This window comes from Bacillus sp. SSR7, assembly GCF_055902415.1.
The window spans coordinates 101,622-117,904 of the sequence record NZ_JBVVXV010000013.1; the positions used below are offsets into that span (position 1 = coordinate 101,622).

General features: G+C 35.5%; 20 protein-coding genes. 13 read left to right on the forward strand and 7 right to left on the reverse strand.

What is annotated here, in order from left to right; genetic code table 11:
• Positions 1–72 precede the first annotated feature (72 nt).
• The 4 genes from AC0NJG_RS20780 (at position 73) to AC0NJG_RS20795 (ending at position 1,921) form a co-directional block, all read left to right on the forward strand.
• On the forward strand, positions 73–330 hold the full coding sequence (locus AC0NJG_RS20780) for a hypothetical protein (RefSeq protein ID WP_474063357.1): 258 nt from the start codon (positions 73–75) through the stop codon (positions 328–330).
• Between the two features lie 252 nt (positions 331–582).
• Entirely contained in the window at positions 583–972 is a 390-nt protein-coding gene (locus AC0NJG_RS20785) for an SWIM zinc finger family protein (protein WP_087954893.1), read from the forward strand.
• Between the two features lie 23 nt (positions 973–995).
• Positions 996–1,571, forward strand: coding sequence for an NAD(P)H-dependent oxidoreductase (locus AC0NJG_RS20790; RefSeq protein WP_143881327.1), 576 nt, complete (start codon positions 996–998; stop codon positions 1,569–1,571).
• Complete coding sequence (locus AC0NJG_RS20795) at positions 1,568–1,921, forward strand: group-specific protein (protein ID WP_143881326.1); 354 nt, start codon at positions 1,568–1,570, stop codon at positions 1,919–1,921. The genes AC0NJG_RS20790 and AC0NJG_RS20795 overlap by 4 nt, the downstream gene beginning before the upstream one ends.
• Positions 1,922–1,961: 40 nt before the next feature.
• Here AC0NJG_RS20795 and AC0NJG_RS20800 read toward each other — a convergent pair whose 3' ends face one another.
• The gene (locus tag AC0NJG_RS20800; protein ID WP_474063358.1) at positions 1,962–3,308 is read right to left on the reverse strand and encodes a short-chain fatty acid transporter; all 1,347 of its coding nucleotides are present in this window, start codon (positions 3,306–3,308) and stop codon (positions 1,962–1,964) included.
• A gap of 252 nt (positions 3,309–3,560) precedes the next feature.
• Between AC0NJG_RS20800 and AC0NJG_RS20805 the strand changes: the two genes are divergently transcribed.
• Positions 3,561–3,989: a helix-turn-helix domain-containing protein gene (locus AC0NJG_RS20805; RefSeq protein WP_087954897.1), complete on the forward strand. Its 429-nt coding sequence runs from the start codon at positions 3,561–3,563 to the stop codon at positions 3,987–3,989.
• Between the two features lie 148 nt (positions 3,990–4,137).
• On the opposite strand, the gene AC0NJG_RS20810 is transcribed toward AC0NJG_RS20805, so the two are convergent.
• The 3 genes from AC0NJG_RS20810 to AC0NJG_RS20820 all read right to left on the reverse strand — a co-directional run bounded on the left by AC0NJG_RS20810 (position 4,138) and on the right by AC0NJG_RS20820 (position 7,129).
• Positions 4,138–5,397, reverse strand: a complete 1,260-nt coding sequence (locus AC0NJG_RS20810) for a serine hydrolase domain-containing protein (RefSeq protein ID WP_087996145.1) — start codon at positions 5,395–5,397, stop codon at positions 4,138–4,140.
• A 100-nt stretch (positions 5,398–5,497) separates the two neighbouring features.
• Positions 5,498–6,697: an MFS transporter gene (locus AC0NJG_RS20815; protein ID WP_474063359.1), complete on the reverse strand. Its 1,200-nt coding sequence runs from the start codon at positions 6,695–6,697 to the stop codon at positions 5,498–5,500.
• A 15-nt stretch (positions 6,698–6,712) separates the two neighbouring features.
• Positions 6,713–7,129 carry a MarR family winged helix-turn-helix transcriptional regulator gene (locus tag AC0NJG_RS20820; protein WP_000343680.1) on the reverse strand — a complete coding sequence of 139 codons (417 nt, stop codon included), beginning with the start codon at positions 7,127–7,129 and terminating at the stop codon, positions 6,713–6,715.
• Positions 7,130–7,303: 174 nt separating this feature from the next.
• On the opposite strand from AC0NJG_RS20820, the gene phaZ reads away from it, so the two are divergent.
• The 5 genes from phaZ (at position 7,304) to AC0NJG_RS20845 (ending at position 11,417) form a co-directional block, all read left to right on the forward strand.
• The gene (gene phaZ, locus AC0NJG_RS20825) at positions 7,304–8,221 is read left to right on the forward strand and encodes an intracellular short-chain-length polyhydroxyalkanoate depolymerase (RefSeq protein WP_474063360.1); all 918 of its coding nucleotides are present in this window, start codon (positions 7,304–7,306) and stop codon (positions 8,219–8,221) included.
• Positions 8,222–8,281: 60 nt separating this feature from the next.
• Positions 8,282–8,515, forward strand: coding sequence for a hypothetical protein (locus AC0NJG_RS20830; RefSeq protein ID WP_087954901.1), 234 nt, complete (start codon positions 8,282–8,284; stop codon positions 8,513–8,515).
• 114 nt (positions 8,516–8,629) lie between these two features.
• Complete coding sequence (locus tag AC0NJG_RS20835) at positions 8,630–9,826, forward strand: MFS transporter (protein ID WP_088327739.1); 1,197 nt, start codon at positions 8,630–8,632, stop codon at positions 9,824–9,826.
• Complete coding sequence (locus tag AC0NJG_RS20840) at positions 9,810–10,010, forward strand: NETI motif-containing protein (RefSeq protein ID WP_087954903.1); 201 nt, start codon at positions 9,810–9,812, stop codon at positions 10,008–10,010. Before AC0NJG_RS20835 ends, AC0NJG_RS20840 begins: the two co-directional genes overlap by 17 nt.
• Positions 10,011–10,427: 417 nt before the next feature.
• On the forward strand, positions 10,428–11,417 hold the full coding sequence (locus tag AC0NJG_RS20845; protein ID WP_308901238.1) for a hypothetical protein: 990 nt from the start codon (positions 10,428–10,430) through the stop codon (positions 11,415–11,417).
• 197 nt (positions 11,418–11,614) lie between these two features.
• Here AC0NJG_RS20845 and AC0NJG_RS20850 read toward each other — a convergent pair whose 3' ends face one another.
• Positions 11,615–12,025: a DUF4279 domain-containing protein gene (locus AC0NJG_RS20850; RefSeq protein WP_087954905.1), complete on the reverse strand. Its 411-nt coding sequence runs from the start codon at positions 12,023–12,025 to the stop codon at positions 11,615–11,617.
• A 264-nt stretch (positions 12,026–12,289) separates the two neighbouring features.
• Here AC0NJG_RS20850 and AC0NJG_RS20855 point away from each other — a divergent pair, with 264 nt between their 5' ends.
• Positions 12,290–12,748, forward strand: coding sequence for a VOC family protein (locus AC0NJG_RS20855; protein ID WP_087954906.1), 459 nt, complete (start codon positions 12,290–12,292; stop codon positions 12,746–12,748).
• A gap of 114 nt (positions 12,749–12,862) precedes the next feature.
• Here AC0NJG_RS20855 and AC0NJG_RS20860 read toward each other — a convergent pair whose 3' ends face one another.
• Complete coding sequence (locus tag AC0NJG_RS20860; RefSeq protein ID WP_087954907.1) at positions 12,863–13,945, reverse strand: S-layer homology domain-containing protein; 1,083 nt, start codon at positions 13,943–13,945, stop codon at positions 12,863–12,865.
• A 387-nt stretch (positions 13,946–14,332) separates the two neighbouring features.
• On the opposite strand from AC0NJG_RS20860, the gene AC0NJG_RS20865 reads away from it, so the two are divergent.
• A complete protein-coding gene (locus tag AC0NJG_RS20865) occupies positions 14,333–14,665 on the forward strand; it encodes a DUF3895 domain-containing protein (protein ID WP_001071915.1) in 333 nt (110 codons plus the stop codon).
• Positions 14,666–14,743: 78 nt separating this feature from the next.
• Here AC0NJG_RS20865 and AC0NJG_RS20870 read toward each other — a convergent pair whose 3' ends face one another.
• Complete coding sequence (locus AC0NJG_RS20870; protein ID WP_143881321.1) at positions 14,744–15,451, reverse strand: DNA alkylation repair protein; 708 nt, start codon at positions 15,449–15,451, stop codon at positions 14,744–14,746.
• A 286-nt stretch (positions 15,452–15,737) separates the two neighbouring features.
• Between AC0NJG_RS20870 and AC0NJG_RS20875 the strand changes: the two genes are divergently transcribed.
• The gene (locus AC0NJG_RS20875) at positions 15,738–16,196 is read left to right on the forward strand and encodes a hypothetical protein (protein WP_143881320.1); all 459 of its coding nucleotides are present in this window, start codon (positions 15,738–15,740) and stop codon (positions 16,194–16,196) included.
• The last annotated feature ends 87 nt before the right edge of the window (positions 16,197–16,283 follow it).

Below are 16,283 nucleotides of genomic sequence, written 5' to 3' on the forward strand. Positions count from 1 at the left end.
GGAGAGGTTTTTTTATTGCAAAAAAACCGATTACGAAAATTTATATTAAGAAGAAAGGGGTTGCGAAGTACTGTGACACTCGAAAAATACGTCAAACTGCGTAGTACAGTTTATGAATATATGATAGAGCAAGATAAGCCAATATCATTGTTAGATATTCAAGAACATATCGTTTTGCATCATGAAGGAAAATTCACGAAAAAGATGTTACATCAATTTTATTTATCAAGACTATTAGATGAACTGAAACTGGATGGGAAAATTACATTAGCTGATGAATATCTCTATGCTGAAAAAGGGGTATTTTATAAGGCGAGAAAAGGGAGCTAAGCTCTCTTTTTTTGAAGTATGTAGAGTAAAAGACTGCTAAAGCAGCCTGATACAGGGAATGGTGTTGAGTGTGTAGTGTCAAAAATTGAATGTGCCTGAAAGAGGCACTTCATATCGGCTGCAAATGAAAAGAGACACCTTCGCCGAATAGGTGTCAGTCGTTTTGTCATATAGACTTGCTATTTGACAGTTATTAGAATAACATGCAGGGGTTGTGGAAGTCAAAAGGGAATTAAAGGAAGAGGTGCTATGATGTACGCTTACTTATTACATGATATAACGAAGTGGATTCCTAAGTACATTATGGATAAAGGTTATGAATATTATGAAGATGGACATGTAGAAGATGTTGAAATACAAGACAAGAAAATATTTGCTTTCGTTACTGGAAATGCAGGAAACTATGAAGTGATTATTGATCTTGAAGATTTTACAGAAAGTAGCTGCGAGTGTCCGTATGAGAATCTTTGCAAGCATATGGCGGCAGTTGTTTATGATATTCAAGATGCTGGTGAGAGTAAGGTGAAAGAGAAACTGAAAGGTTTAGAAAAGGAAGAGTTACTAACGGTACTAAATCGCTTGTTGCAAAGTTCAAAAAACGTGCAAATTGTAGAGAAGATGTTAAAGAAGGGGAAACTTTAACTTATAGAGGGAGTTGTTTTGTAGTGAATGTACTAATTGTATACGCTCATCCTAGTTCTTCAAGTTTTAACGCGGCGATTTTAGAGCATGTGCAAAAAGGATTACAAGAAACAAATCATTCAGTTACGGTACTTGATTTATATAAAGAACAATTTGATCCAGTCCTTGTATTTAATGAAGAGAAGAAAAGACGTGATTTAGTAAATGAAGAAGAGACAGCTCAGTACAGAAAATTAGTAGAAGAAGCGGATTTGCTTTTATTCATCTATCCGATATGGTGGTGGGGGATGCCAGCTATTTTAAAAGGGTTTATTGATCGTATTTTTGTAGCTGGATTTGCTTATAAATATGAAGGGGCCCTGCCGAAAGGCTTATTGAAAGGTAAGAAGGCATGGGTAATTAATACGTTAGACTCACCATTATGGTACGTCGCATTACTATATCGATCAGCCGATTGGATTACAATGAAGAGAGGTGTTTTACGTTTTTGCGGCATTCGCGATATAAAACGGTCAGTTTTTCAATCTGTGAAAACGAGTAAAGTAGAGAAGCGGGAAAAGTGGTTATTACAAATTGAAGAAAAGGCTCGTACATTATGAATGAACTTGCTCGTATTATAAATTGTTGTCAGTATGATAACGAACTTTTTCGTACATATATTAAGTGCTTAGTCCAATTGAAGAAATGTAGCGAAACGTTTGGGCAAATTCAAATAGAGTTAAGAAATGATTATTTAATAAGAGGAATTTGTGAAAGAGAAGTTGATGAAGTAGTAAGGGGAAGTAAAGAATATGAAACATATTTTCTTCCTAAAGCGTTACAGTGGAATTTTTTGAGGGAACATCCACACCTGATCGGAAAAATTTGCGAAGATTTTTTTGCATTTGAGTCATTACATCTTACGGAGATAGAGTGGGAAACGATTATAAATTGCATGGGAAATAAATGATTTATTATGTAAAAAAGCTAGTATAAAACTAGCTTTTCGTTTAAATAAATAAGAAACATAGACTTATGATAAATCCTGCATATAGTAAGTTCACGACGCAAAATCCCATAATATCACGAGCGCCTAAACCAGCTATTGCCAATGCCGGTAATGCCCAGAATGGTTGAATCAAATTCGTCCAAGCATCGCCCCATGCAATGGCCATTGCTGTTTTTGCAGCAGGTACACCAAGTTCAGCACCAGCTGGAATCATAATGGGTGCTTGCACAGCCCATTGACCGCCGCCAGATGGAACGAAAATATTAACGATGCCAGCACTTAAAAAAGTAAAGAGTGGGAAAGTTGTTTCGTTTGAAATGCTAATAAAGAAATTCGAAATAGCCCCTCCAAGTGAAAGTCCTTCACTATTTGCTCCAATCATCATGCCCATAATTCCCGCGTAAAATGGAAACTGAAGTAAAATACCAGAAGCACTTTTCGTAGAGTTTGAAAAAGCACGAATATATTGAATCGGAGTGCGGTGGAAAATAAGTCCAGCAATTAATAACATAAAAATAACGATGTCTAGCGTAAGGTTAAAACCTTTCGTATAAAAGTAATTGAAAATATAAATGAGACCTAACAATCCAACGCAAAGTGTAATGATGATACTATTTTCCATTTTTTCAGCGAACGTATTTTTCCCTACCTCTTGAGCGGCAGCTTCTTCATGGAACACGCTAGGGTCTACTGTAATCGTATGTTTTTCATCTGGATGCATCGCCTTATTAATGAGAGGCATCGTAACTAAAAAGATAATAACGGGAACGAGGGCGTATGGTGAGAATAACGTTTCAGTTATTGGGATTGCTTCTTTAATACTTCCAGCTGTCGTTTTAATTAACGTTTCTCCACCTGTTGCTAATGTAAGAGGGATAGAAGCAGAAAGCCCCGCATGCCAAATGAGAAATCCAGAGTAAGAAGAGGCAATGGCTAGCCTATAATCTAATCCTTCCAGCTGCCTTGCGACTTCCTTTGCATATAAAACAGATACAACAATACCAAAGCCCCAGTTTATGTATGCGCCTAGTAAACTTACGATTGAAATGGCAATAATACCTTGTCCATTCGTTTTCGGTAGTCTGGCAGCTTTCGTTAATCCTTTTTTAATAAGAGGAGCGTTTGCTAAAGCAGATCCTGTCACGAGTACAAGTGCCATTTGCATAGAAAAGGCGAGAAGCCCCCAAATGCCATTACCCCAGTGATTAATCATTTCCACAGGTGCTTGGTGCGTTGCAAACATGCCGAAGAAGATAACAAAAACAGTTAATAAACATGATAAAATAAACGGTTCTGGCAAGAAACGTTGCACTAAAGCGACGCAACCATTTGTAAAAGAACGAAACAAAATAGATCAACCCCCTTATGTATATGTATTACAATTATTCGTGGTTGTTTGAATAATATCCTTTAATATATAGAAAATTCAGATATTTATTCCGGTTGTTTTTATTTGTTTAACCGTTATTTCATTGTGTGTTGAAGTATAGTGCAACTATCTGTTTCAAACATTGCTACTCTTAAGTTACATCATGCTACTTCTCGATTCTTACGGATTTTTATAATCTATAGTAAAAATAAAGTTATAGGAGTTGAAATTATGGAGTTCTATAAAAAGCTAAAAGAAGAACGTTTAAAGCATAACTTATCACAAGAAGAACTAGCTCTTAAATTAAACATTAGCAGACAATCAATTTCTAAATGGGAGCTTGAAAAAGGCTATCCAAATATTGAAACACTTATTGCATTAAGTGATTTATTCAATATTAGCATTGACGAATTAATTAAAGGAGATGATTTCTTGAAAGACAAAATCATTAAAGAAGGAAAAATGGGGGAATTAAAAATGACAGATCAATTCAAATGGTTATATGTAGTGAGTTCAATTTTAGTAGTATTTTGGCTTTTTGTACTGCCTTGGTCCAATTTATCAGGTCTAACATTAAGCATAATTAATCTTATAGCTGTTATTTACTTTGTAATAGTCGTACACTACATTAAAAATAATAAGAAAAAATTTTTTAATTAAATTTTAAAATGAAAGCCGACAGCAAGTTAGGGATGAGCATTCTCTAATTGCTGTCGGTTTTAGTCAATTCAGGCTTAATTACAATTTTGGATACTCAAACCTTTGAAGTAGCGGTAGTATTTTTATCCTCAACAAGAAAAAGCTTCCACTACTGTGGAAGCTTCTCTAAATGATGGGCAATATCAACATACATATTTGAGTATGTTGAATGTATGTCATTACTTGGCGTAGCGTTAGAAGAGAAGTGGACAATTACCATATTCGCTTTCGGATCGATGTAAAGTGTTTGTCCGTAACTACCTAACACTTCGAAAGCACCTTGTTCATTGTGCGGAATCCACCATTGATTATGATAAGAAATGGAAGCTCCAGGGCCAACTGCAAGTTCACCTTCTTGAACATTTTTTATATCTTCAGTAATAGAAGAAGGGAGAATTTGTTTTCCATTATATTCCCCGTTGTTTAATAGTAATTGCCCGAATCTCGCCATATCTCTAGCAGTTGCATTTAAACCAGCGCTAGCTTGTTCAACTTTTGTTTCATCTGTTACGTAATACGCGTTTTCTTCCATACCAATTTGAGACCATATGCGCTCGCTAACATTTTCAGCTAATGATTTCCCAGTGATCGTTCGAATAATCCAAGCGAGTGTTTCTGCTGATCCGTTATCGTAAGAAAAATCGGAACCAGGCGGTGCAGTTTCTTCTGCTTCTCGTAACATATCATAAATTTTCATCGGGCCGTCGTAATTTTTACCTCGAGGTAAAATATTGCTCGCTAAATATAGTTGTGCATCTTGATTTTCTAACGCTGGGTGTTCATAGCCGTGAGTCGGGTACTCTGCAGATACTTGCATGTCCATTAATTGCTGAAGCGAGGCATTACCGAAAGGTGTATTTTTTAATTCTTTTATATATGTGTCAGCTGTTTTTTCTAAGTCAATACGGTTTTCTTCAGCGAGAGATTGTATCATTGCTCCGGTAAAGACCTTTGCTAATGACGCCATGCCATGAGGTTCGCTCTCGTTATATCCATTGAAATATCGTTCATATACAAGTTGTCCATTATGTACAACGACGAAAGCATCCGTTTTGTTATCGTCTAAAAGTTTTTTTAGAGGAGTTGTATTTCCAAATCTACGCTCCACAGCAAAATCGTCTAAGTTTTGCAATGCGGTAGAGAAGTGAAAAACGTGATCCGGGTTATTTTTCACCTCGTTAATTAAAGTGAATTCTTTCATATGTGTATATGACCAGCGTAAGTACGGATCATCTAGCCAATTTTTTTTCGTCACGTTATTTTTCGATGGGATTGTTTTATTATGTTTGAAGTATGTAAAACCGAGCCCTGTAATTACAAATATGAATGTGATTATGAGTAAGAGTAGGGGAGATTTTTTAAGTTTCATATCGGTCCCTCCTTGTTTTTTCTATTATAAGTATACGCTTCAATTGAAAGAAATACAAAATAAGGAAAGTAAACGGGGAAGTTTACTTTCCTTATTCATGTTAAGCGGAAACTTTTCCGTCTGTATGTTGTTTCTTGAATTTTTGTTTTCGTCCGTGTAATCCATAATAAAGAAGTAAAGTGAACGCAACGATAATAGTTGCGATGAAATACATATTATGATAGCTTGATTGCGCTGCGACGATACCTAAAATGAATGATCCAAAACCGAGACCACTATCAAAGAATGAGAAGTACGTAGCTGTCGCAGAACCACGTCGATGGTTTGCTGCGGCAGAAATCGCAATCGTTTGGAAACTTGGAATTAATGTTCCATAACCTAAACCGATTAACATACCTGCGCCAAGGAACCAAAATGAAGTTTGCGCTTGGCTTAAAATGAACATCCCAATTGTGAAAATAATGATAGCTGGGTAAACAAGTACATTTTCACCGAAGCGATCAAAAATCTTTCCTGTAAATGGACGAGAAATGACAACAACAAGTGCGTATAAAACAAAGAAGTAACTAGCAACTTCTCCTAAACCGAGCTCTTTCGCATAAATAGGAATAAAGGATAAAATACCACTATAAGAAAAGGCTAAAACAAATCCTGTCAGAGCAATCGGAATAGAAGCAGGTTCAAGTAAGTCTTTCCATTTCATTTTTTCTCGTTTTTGTTTGCTCACTGGTACTTCATGCGGAATATTTACAAGTAGTCCTAATAAAAATGCAAGCAATGAAAATACGGAACAAACGATAAATAGTACAGTGAATGAAAAATGAGAAATAATTGTTAAACCTAAAAAAGGACCAATTACCATTGGCAGACTCATAAATACGCCGAAATAGGCAAGTGCTTCGCCTCGTCTATGAGCTGGTGCAACATCTGTGACAATCGTACCAGTTGCAGTTGTTGCCATACCGAACCCAATACCATGTAAGAAGCGAAGGGCAAGTAATAAAAATAAGCTTTGCGCACCGAAATACATCACGGTAGCAGCTAAAAATAATGAAAGTGAAATAAATAAAATTTTCTTTCTCCCTAATTCATCAAGCCATTTTCCTGTAAATGGTCTACATAAAACAGATGAAATAAGAAAAACAGTTGCAACTAAACCAATTTCCTCAGGTTTTCCTTTTAGGCCGTCTATTACATAGACGGGTAAAGTAGTCATAAGCATATAAAATGTTAAGAAGAGAAATAGACTACTAAAACAAGTTCCGAGGAAATCCTTCGTCCAAAGTTTTTCACTTTGCATCGTCATCCCTCCAATTTAATCTAAGTTTTTAATAATTTGTTGTAACACTTGAAATGCTTGATGTAAATCATCTTCATTAATACCTTCTAGCGTCTTTTCTTCGAAAGTATCAACTTCTTCTTGCCATACCGGAATCATTTTTATCGCTGTTTCTGATAAAGAAATGAGCTTCTCACGGCGATCTTTTCCTTCAGTACGAATAATCCATCCCATCGTTTCCATACGTGTTAACGTACGAGTCATCGTTGGTGATTCAACATTTAAATACTGACATAATTCTGTTTGCGTACAAGAACCAGTTTGATTAATACGGAAAATTACAGCCCATTGCGCACTAAATAACCCAGTGGGAGATACGCGTTCATTAAATTTCTTCGTAAACTTGCGAGAAGTCTGGCTGACAATGTGAAAAAAATGTTGTTTTTCGTCCATGTATATTGATCCTTTCAAATTAGTTACCTAGCTAACTATATACTTTTTTATTATAATTGTCTAGTAATAGACATGTTGATTTATGTAAAAATTTCGTATCGCTTTTTTGTTGAGAACATACATTCTGCATGTTATTCTTTAAGTAAGTAAAGAATTTTCTTTCTATTAAAAAGAATGGGGGAACTTGTGATGATTAAGCCTGCAACAATGGAGTTTGTTTCACTATCGAACGGAGAAACGATTGCGTATCAGGAAGTTGGAAGGCAAAATACAGAAATTCTTGTACTCATTCACGGGAACATGACATCGTCACAACATTGGGATTTAGTCATTGAAAAGCTGCAAGATCAATACCATATTTACGCTCTTGATTTAAGAGGATTTGGTCAATCAACATATAATAAAGCGATAGATTCAATACAAGATTTTGCAGAAGATGTAAAACTATTTATTGATCAATTGAAACTAGAGAAATTTTCATTAATGGGCTGGTCAATGGGCGGTGGTGTTGCGATGCAATTTACAGCGAATCATCCAACGTTTGTCGAAAAGTTAATTTTAGTAGAATCGGTGGGCATGAAGGGATATCCAATTTTTAAAAAAGATATAAACGGGCAGCCAATCGTATCAAGTTCAGTAAAGACGAAGGAAGAGGTTGCACAAGATCCTGTACAAATTGCTCCAGTGCTAGATGCGATAAAAAATATGAATAAATTATATTACCGAACAGTATGGAATCTATTAATATATACACATAATCAGCCTGAACCAGATCGTTATGAAAAGTATTTAGACGATATGTTAACGCAACGTAATTTCGTAGATGTGAATTATGCGCTCATTACATTTAATATTTCGGATGAACATAACGGGGTTGTAGAGGGAAATAAGCAAATTCATCATATTAAAGCTCCAACACTTGTCATACAAGGTGACAGAGATTATGTCGTACCGCAAGTAGTCGGTGAGGAATTGGCAAAACATTTGCCGAATGCTGAATTGCAATTATTAGAAGATTGCGGTCATTCACCGTTTATTGATTGTTTAGATGTATTTATAAAGCATGTAGAGAATTGGTTAGAACAGAAATAACCCCCGAAATGAACAGTGTTGCATATACTATAACATTGTAGGTAAAAGGAGAGATTATCAATGCAGTATCCGTTCTTCATCGCGCATTCGCCATATGGTCATTACCCATATACAAAAATGATGATAAACCCGCTGTATATGCAAGTTTCACCAGCTGTAGTTCCTTTACAAATGCAACATACGCAGCCACCAATTACTAACGTACAGCAATTTGTATATGGAACTGCATTTTATAAAAATCCGTATTTTAAGCAATTTCATAATAACGTGAAAGCACAAGTTTGGGAAGGATAAGAAGCGAAAAGAATCATTCTTTTCGCTTCTTTTTTATTTTGAATATTCGTACACGCATTTAAAGAAACAGTTTATAATGAAAAGTGGACAGCGTGAGAAGGAGAGGGAAAGGGAATGTCAATGCGTTTTACATTTTGGATTATGGTTGGGATTGTAGCAATCTCGGGTTTGTCACAAGGGATGCTTTTACCGGCCATTGCAATGATTTTTGAACAAGAAGGGGTTAGTTCAAGTATTAATGGTATTCATGCGACAGCATTATACATTGGGATATTAGTTATTTCACCGTTTCTTGAAAAACCGATGCAAAAGTTTGGAATGAAGCCAATTATCGTGATTGGTGGGTTTCTCGTTATTATTTCATTATTCTTCTTTACACAAACTTTTTCATTTTGGGTATGGTTTATTCTTAGATTTCTAGTCGGAGTTGGAGATCATATGCTTCATGTCGGAACGCAAACGTGGATCACGACAACGTCCGATCCAAGCAAAATAGGTAGACAAGTATCGATATACGGTGTATTCTTCGGGATTGGTTTTGCCGTTGGCCCGTATTTAGCAAGCACTGTGCAGTATGGTCTTGCAACGCCGTTTATTATATCTACTATACTTTGTTTAATAGGTTGGCTGTTACTATTACCAACAAAAAATGCATTCCCGGCGCAAGATGAAAGAGAAGTGAAGCATGAATCATCATTTTCTCGTTATAAACAAGTTGTTGGATTAGGATGGATTGCACTGCTGGGACCACTTGCATATGGCGTACTGGAAGCAATGTTAAACAGTAACTTACCAGTATACGCGCTTCGAAAAGGATGGTCCGTTTCAGAAGTATCCTTTTTATTACCAGCATTTGCAGTTGGGGGCATTATTACACAAATTCCGCTCGGTATATTAAGTGACAAATACGGAAGGGACCGTATTTTAACGTGGACGTTCAGCATAAGTACGGGTATTTTCTTACTTGCAGCCGTATTTGATCAATATTACTGGATCGTCTTTGCTTGCATGTTGTTAGCTGGTATGGTCATTGGATCGTGCTTCTCTTTAGGGCTTGGATTTATGACTGATTTATTACCGAGACACTTATTGCCAGCAGGTAATATATTATCTGGAATCGCCTTTAGTTTAGGGAGTATACTGGGACCTGTATTAGGAGGCGTATTTATAGAAAAAATACAGTATACAAGCTTTTTCATTGCGGTTATGATTATAATAGGAACTCTCGCAATGGTATATATGATCTACATGAAGAATCAATTCGCATCAAGAAAAATAGAAAGTAGGTTAGGGCATGACAAAACAACCTAATAAAAAGAAATTTGAAGTACTCGAAAACGAAACAATTACAGACTGCTTAGCACGTATGGAACAAGAAGGATACACACCATCTCGCCGCATGGAAGAGCCAATCTTTCATGAAGTGAAGAAAGACGGCAAAACAGTAGTGGAACCGTGCGGTAGAAAGATTGTCTTTGAGGGGAAATTGAAGTAATACAAATAGTAAATTCTCTTTATAGTATAGAGCCACCCAACTCATTTGAATTGGGTGGCTTGTTTTGTTACTGAGTAATGAAGGAATAGGTAGATTAGGAATTGAATAGAATGAATGGATATTTTCTAGAGAGGATGAAGTTAGTTGTTCGGGCATGGATTATAGAGCTAAAACTATAAGAAGCTAAAATTGTGAAAAGGGAAATAGGTAAATACGCCGAGTGCTGGTTAATCCGTATGCCATCAATTTTGTGATTTGGAAAAAATAACAATATCATAAAACATACTATAAATAGTTATATTTTTTTGTATAGAAAATGCGTAATCGTAACGTTAAATCTTCCTGGAAGAGCAGTTACACTAGCTTTGGATTTTTGTTAGTTCAAAATTCAGTGTGCAAACGAGGTGGAGTTCAAAAATGGAAGCGAATCAAAATGAGCGAATTCTCTATGCAGTTTTTGAGAATGAAATGAAATTACCGATTTTGGATATTACGCACCCGCTGTTCAATGCAAGTATTGATGAACAGGCGTATCATTTGAATTGCCTTAAATCAGCGCGGAGTATTGAATCATTAAAAAAGATGCCGGGTTTTATCCAGAACATTTTTGTGAAAATGTCGAATGTTGATGATTCTTATCTTAGTGGTATGCGTACGTTACTGTACAAACTTGGACCTGATTTAAGTAAGGGGATAAAATTAGGCTTCCGGGACAAGTGGGCGGTAAAGCAAACCTCTTTTATGGGACTTCGGATTAGGCTGAGGGATCTTTGCAGACAGCAGTCGGAACTTTTGTTGCCTCAGCTTAGGGCGTTTCCTGAACGTGGCCTTTGTTTTTTTAATATTGCTGGTGGAGCTGCTGCAGACAGTATCAATACTTTGATTTTAATTCAGGAATCGGACCCAGAATTACTTAAGGGACGAAAGATTGAAATTAACATTTTAGATATTGATACGTACGGCCCTAATTTCGCCAAGCGGTGCATCGATGCTTTGAAGCAACCGGGAGAACGCTTTTATGGCCTTGATATAATACTTAACACAATACATTATAACTGGAGCCAATCGGAGTCATTATTAAAAATGAGCTTGGATCATTCAGGTTGGATTCAGCTCTGTTCATCGGAGGGGGGGCTTTTTGAGTATGGTTCGGATTCGGATATTATTGAGACTTTAGACCGTTTCTTTGAAAATTCCCCAGCGGATGCCAGGGTGACGGGTTCGTTAATTTTCGACCGAGCATATGTTAATCCAGGATACCTTGGGTTTACAGAGTTTATTGGCGTGCAAATTAGATATCTTGGATTGGAAGGATTACAGAAGCTTTTAGCTCAAACCTCATGGATTTTAGAAGAATCGCATGAAATTGAAAAAATCTATATTCTGTTTTCGTTGAAGAAAGCGTGAAATACAGACTGTTTATCACGTATGGACACCATCTCGTCGTATGGAAGAGCCAACCTTTTATGAAGTGAAGATAGACAGGGAAATCAAAGTGAAAAAGGTTACATAAAAATGAATCTGTTTTGTTCTCACAAAATAATTCACACATCTAGTCATATAAAAAAACGCTATTGATTCCAATATCAATAGCATTTTTGTTTTTAATAAATATTTAGATCAAAATGAATTTCTGCTTGAATCGAACTAGCGAAATCAAGTATATCTTTTTGTAAATACATTGCGGGTGATTCGTTATTCTCAATTTGAATGACTACCATAAATAGAAATTCTAAATCATATTTTTTCTTAAGCTGTTTTAATGGTTCTGTTTTCTCTTCAAGTGATTTTAGAATAACATACAACTGATTATTTATATCGTATGATTCTTGATAGCCAGTGCTTAAAGCCCAATTAGTTTCTTTTCTATATAGGGTTTTGGTGGATACAAGATTCGGATTATCACGTCTTGCGACAATATCACCTTTTTTATAAGTTCTTGTAGGTTCGATATTTAGGGCGTCGGTAATTGCTTCAACAGGGAATATATCACCCGTTATACTAAAATAAGCCATAACTTTGGTTTTATCCAGAATGGTTCCTCCTCTATTGTTAAGATGTCACTCTTATTACATTATAAAAATTTAAGAATGTATTTGCTAGAAGGTAAATGTGTTTTTGATTGAAATTTGGTGTTGGGATATAAATGATAATGCTAGATATATACCTTTGTAGTAAGGGGGGAATTATACAAAAGTAGGATGATTTCAAATGTATTTATTTGTATGATAAAAACAAAATGTTTTTAAAAAATTGGAATGTAGGGGAGAGGAGTTATAATGATACAAAGCATATATGAAACGCATTTACATGTAAGAAATTTAGAAAAGGCGATAGATTTCTATCAAAATAAGTTAGGTTTAATATTGGCAAAAAAACTATCGAAAAGGCGGGTTGCTTTCTTATGGGTAGGAGAAAATAAAGAACAAATGCTTGGATTATGGGAAGTACATAGTAATGAAGATTTTGAGACGAAACACTTCGCCTTTCGTGTAGATTTAGCGTTTTTAAAGACTTCTAAATTGTGGTTAGAGAAACGTGGAATAGAGGTAGTAGGGAGTCAGGGGAAAGGAAATGAAGAGCCAATTGTCCAAAGATGGATGCCAGCTGCAAGCGTATATTTTTTAGATTGTGATGGAAATAAATTAGAGTTTATTTCTATGTTATATGATGATTCAGATGAATTAGAATATGCAACGTATTTAAGTGACTGGGAAGCGGAGCACCAAGAAGAATAAAGTTTAATCAGTAGGAGTGTTATAGCTTTGTATTATGTTAAATAGATAGAGACAAATAAAATCCCTCAAGAAAAGGCATGTTCTTGAAGGATTTTTTTTATTGTTTGTAACTTATTAACGATCTTCACGTTTAGATATTTCAGCGCGTTGAATATAACCATCAGAGAAGCTGAAATAAAGAGAATAGCTTCCTCGATTATATATAAAGCCTTCGCTAGTCATATCCTCTCCGATTAAATCGGGCTCACCAAACCACTCTTTTAATTCATTGATAGAAATATCCATTTTCACCCATATATATCTAGCGTCCCAAGGGTACATATCAATATTATAATCGCCGTATACTGCTATATTAGGTGCATCACATTCTGTACATGGTGCTTTTTTCAAAACATCAGGCACTCCATATTCTTTTTTTACATCAGATAGATCTTTACCCAATGAATTTAATTTAAATGGACCAAACGTCCCATTCTCTAAAGCTGTTGTTAACATTTGTTTCAGTTCTTCTTTTGAATTGATGTTGAAATTATAATCTCTGTTTTTTGCTATTGCATTATAGAAAAATTGTGCATATTGCTCACGCTTCACAAATGTATTTCCGTTAAAATTACCTGCTTCGTCACCTTGTGCTATACGGTTACTACGCAGTGTATTTACAGCTTCATAAGCCCAATGACCTTTTGGTACGTCTTTAAATTTCCCTTGTTCTTTTGATTCTAAATGAAATGCTTTTTGTAATATTACTGCCATCTCATATCGTGTTAATACATCATCTGGACGAAATGTACCTGTTCCATCACCTGTCATAATTCCAGCTTGCGCAATGGCTTTAATATCTTTTTCAAACATATGATTTGCAATATCACTAAACATATTTCCTTGTTTATCGTCTACTTTTAAACCTAAATGTCGATTGACTAAAGAAGCTACCTGTCCTCTAGTGATGTTGTCCCCAAAACCAAATTTGCCATTTCCATATCCCTTATAAATCCCTGCTGCCGCTAAGTAATCAATAGCATCTTTTGACCAGTGGTCTTTCGGTACATCTGTAAATACAATGTTCTCATTGGCAGCTATCTTATAGCTATTCGTAGTTGTTTGTGCATTAGCTGTGCCTACCATCGTTGTAGTTGCTAGTGCTGCGGTGATTACGAATCCGAAAAATTTTTTAGCTTTGCTTGTTTTCTTGCCCATTTGCGCAAGCCTCCCCAGTTTCATTTAACTTTATTAAATATACTCATTACGATGCATGCATTTAATACAACTAAATGCATGCATCGTAATTGTAACATGTAAGTTATAATTATTTGTCATTTATTTCCGTAATGTGGATGGAATTTTGATAATATAACCAAAAATGTAATATTTGGATAATGAATATTCAGCGTTATTTAATAATGGTACATACAGTAAAATGTTCTGTTTTCCATTCTACGATAGAAAACAGAACGTATATTTGGTATAATCGAAATATACTATATGAAACGATGTACATGAGTTTGACATGTATGTATTAAGGTACGTACTACATAACAATAACTACGCTTTATACAAATCAATTGTTAGAAAGGAAAAGAAGTAATGAATCAAATTTCATTTGAAGATTTATTTGAAGAAGAAAACGAGAAAGAAAAGGTGGAGGTAGCTGAAATACCAGTACCTTTATCACCATTGCAAAGAGATATATTGGAATTAATGGATTCTGAAGAAATAAGTGCACTTGAGCTGTGTGAACAATTAATACGAGCTGGAAAAATATCAGATGAAAGATTCACAACGAATAAGCCGAAAGCATATGGAGAAGTATGCTTACTATTAGAAGGATTTGTGAAAGAAGGAAAGCTTATTTTTGTCAAAAGTGATGAGAAAAGAGATAGGGTTTATAAATTAAATGAAGAAATGTTTAACGGATAAGGTGTGCAGGGGGAATTCATTCATTTTTCTCATCAAAAAAGGTGTCAATCTTACTTAGATTGACACCCTTTTAATCATCTAACACCTTACATATTTACGCTTGAAACCAAGTCTTCCTCTATCAAGTTCTTTCTGAATACTTTCTGCAGCATTTAGCAAACTGCTTTTTTTATTATCACGTTTTACTTCAACTATACCAACTTCTTTTGCAATCTCGACTGCCTTTTCGTGTAGTGGCACATATGAAATTGCTACCGTGTTTAGAAAATTATTCATAGCGGATTTAGTTCGTTCTGGCGAATCATGGATTGTCTTTTTCACCATTTCAAGCATATCGGAAATTTTGCTTTCAGAAAACTCATCGTCTTTGCGATTTCCTAAAAGCCAGCAGTAGCAACTCCAGCCTGCAGACATTTGTAGCTCGTCCCCACTTGCAATCCATTTATCAGCAACATCTTGTGCAATATTTGATTCTGATAAAGTGACTGCGACCACATAATCAGACAACATATAAAAATACGCTCCGTCTATCCATCGATCAAAATCAGACTCACTCATAGCTTTCGGGTCCGCAATAATGCCTGCAAAATACATAGCGTCGTAGTTGCCTGTGGCATAAAGTTCTTCTGCTAACTCTTGGTTTATTTTTATTTTTTTTGCGATTGGTTTCATAGCACCTGTAGCTACGCCGAAAACTGGCTCGTGCGCACCGTTAGATATGTATATTTTTTTCGTTCGTTCCTTGCCTAGGGCTTCAAGCTCGTGCATAACTGTTTTAAAATCCAAAGCTGTGTACTTCCTTTCTTCATGTAAAAACCATTTTAATTGCGAACAACTAGCCTATATTTTTTATCATGTTTTCCATACTTTCTAATTTTAAATCTTATGTGAGTAGGATGTCTACTTTCTATAATTTATCGATAGTGCAGATAGTGATTTTGAAAGTCTAGATTTTTAGGATGAAAAACTACTGATTAAAGTTTCACTGTATCTTTGGCTCTTTCTCGGTATTATTATGTTATTATTTGGTAAGAGGATAAATGTAAAGTGAAACATGTGAGGTTGGTTATAAATGATAAAGAAATTTACTAGAGTAGTATTAACTGTAGTTATGCCAATTAGTATGATTGTGGGGTGTGGAAATACTGAAAAAACTGAAGCAAAAGAACCGAAAGCGATACAATCAGAGAAAAAGGACTATACGGATTACTCGTATGGAAACAAAGGTATAGTAGTAAGCGGAAAAGCGAAAGAACGTCAACAATACGAGGTTGGATATATGGATGATAATAAGTTAATTGGGATTGATGAAAATATTGAGGACTGTATCGTTTTAGATAACAAGGATGAAGCAGGTCTTGTTTGGAAGCGAATAGAGCGTGGATCGATTATTGAAGTACAATATGGTAAGGACCGTAATGATATCGTAGGCGTACAATTAGTAGGAGATCGTGAGCCATACGAAATTAGTGATAAGTTTGATCGAAATACGATAAACGAGGTTGTCGAAAACGTTAAAGGGAATTTGTAATAGATGTATTTCGCTAGTATAGGATTTCTTATCATGAAATGATGAATCAACGGCATTTTTCATATGAAAATGCCGTTGATTTGTGTT